The organism is Paraburkholderia sp. J11-2 (assembly GCF_905220185.1).
Lineage (GTDB): Bacteria > Pseudomonadota > Gammaproteobacteria > Burkholderiales > Burkholderiaceae > Paraburkholderia.
Genome location: NZ_CAJMYY010000077.1, coordinates 1 through 1647, shown reverse-complemented (window position 1 = coordinate 1647; position 1647 = coordinate 1). Strand labels below are relative to the sequence as shown.

Below are 1647 nucleotides of genomic sequence, written 5' to 3'. Positions count from 1 at the left end.
TGTAGGAGCTATATCCTAATGTCGTGTTCTGGCTATTTACAGATGTCGTGTTTTTGACCACTGGCATGCTAACCGGCTCGTGCGAACTGCGGAGCCAGCCATGCGACCAGGCGAACTGGTGACACTGACGATGCGAGAGCTTGACCGACTCAAGGTGATCCAGGCGGTGGCCGAGACGGGTTTGAAGCCCGGGCGTGCCGCCGAACGGCTGGGTCTGAGCGTGCGCCAGGTTGAGCGACTGGTGATCCGCTATCGCGAACACGGACCCGCGGGCGTGGCTTCGGGCCGACGCGGACGGCCAGGCAACCGGAAGCTCGACGAAGGCCTGGCGTTGCGCGCGCTGGCACTGATCCGCGAGCGCTACGCCGATTTTGGCCCGACGCTGGCGTGCGAGAAGCTCGCTGAATGTCATGGCATCCGGCTCGCGAAGGAAACGGTCAGGAAGCTGATGGCAGACGCCGGGCTATGGATTCCACGTGCGCAGCGTCCGCCGAAGGTCTACCAGCCCCGTGCGCGCCGCGCGTGCCTGGGCGAACTGATCCAGATCGACGGCAGCGACCATCGCTGGTTCGAGGAGCGCGCGCCGGCCTGCACGCTGCTGGTGTACGTGGACGACGCGACGAGCCGCCTGATGCACCTGCACTTCACGGCCACGGAGTCGACCTTCAGCTATTTCGAGGCCACGCGTGCGTACCTGGAGCGTCACGGCAAGCCGGTGGCGCTGTACAGCGACCGCGCCAGCGTGTTTCGCAGTGTCAGCGCCGGCAAGACCGGGCGCAGCGTGACGCACTTCGGGCGCGCGATGTACGAGCTGAACATTGACACGTTCTGCGCGAACTCCAGCCCGGCCAAGGGCCGCGTGGAGCGTGCGCACCTGACGTTGCAGGACCGTCTGGTGAAGGAGATGCGGCTGCGCGGCATCAGCACGCTGGCTGAAGCGAATGCCTGGGCGCCCTCCTTCATGGCGAGCTACAACGCCCGCTTTGCGAAGCCACCGAAGAGCGGCTTCGACGCCCACCGGCCGCTGCGCGCCGACGAGAATCTCGATCTGCTGATGACCTGGCGCGAGACGCGGCGGGTGACAAATGCGCTGACGGTGCAGTACGACCGCGTGATGTACCTGCTCGACGATACGCCGCAGAACCGCAAGCTGGTGCACCGTTACATCGAGGTGTGGGAGTACCCGGACGGACGCATCGAGATCCGTGCTGACGGCCAGCCGCTGCCGTACCGCGAGTATGACCGCCTCACTGAGGTGGACCAGGGTGCGGTGATCGAGCACAAGCGGCTGGCGCACGCGCTCGCGGTGGCGCAGGCCCTGCAGGCGCAGCGCGATGACCGGCGGGCTTCGGGCTCGCCTTCGCGCACGAACCGTGGCGTCGAGGTACGCCGGGCTGAACGGGTGCCGGGCACGAAGAAGACGCGCGAATTCACGCAGGCGGACATGGACGCGGTGATCGTGAAGCTGGCACGGGCGGCAAAGCCAGATTCAAAGTCTGGCCGTCGGTCTGCCAGGGCTCGCTGAATGAACACAGGCGCCCTGCTGCTTCAACCCATGTTCTTCAACAATACGGGCGAACAGAACCATGAAAGAGATACGACATCTGTAAATGGCTGGCCGTACGACATCTGTATCTGGCCATGACA

1 protein-coding gene is annotated in these 1647 nt (G+C 65.0%); it reads left to right on the top strand.

Annotated elements, in window-relative coordinates; genetic code table 11:
- Nucleotides 1-100: 100 nt before the first annotated feature.
- A complete protein-coding gene (locus tag U5A57_RS41185) occupies nt 101-1525 on the top strand; it encodes an ISNCY family transposase (protein WP_321918067.1) in 1425 nt (474 codons plus the stop codon).
- The last annotated feature ends 122 nt before the right edge of the window (nt 1526-1647 follow it).

Excerpts from the sequence above, each read along its gene's own strand:
- U5A57_RS41185 (WP_321918067.1), top strand. The coding sequence starts at position 101 with ATGCGACCAGGCGAACTGGTGACACTGACGATGCGAGAGCTTGACCGA.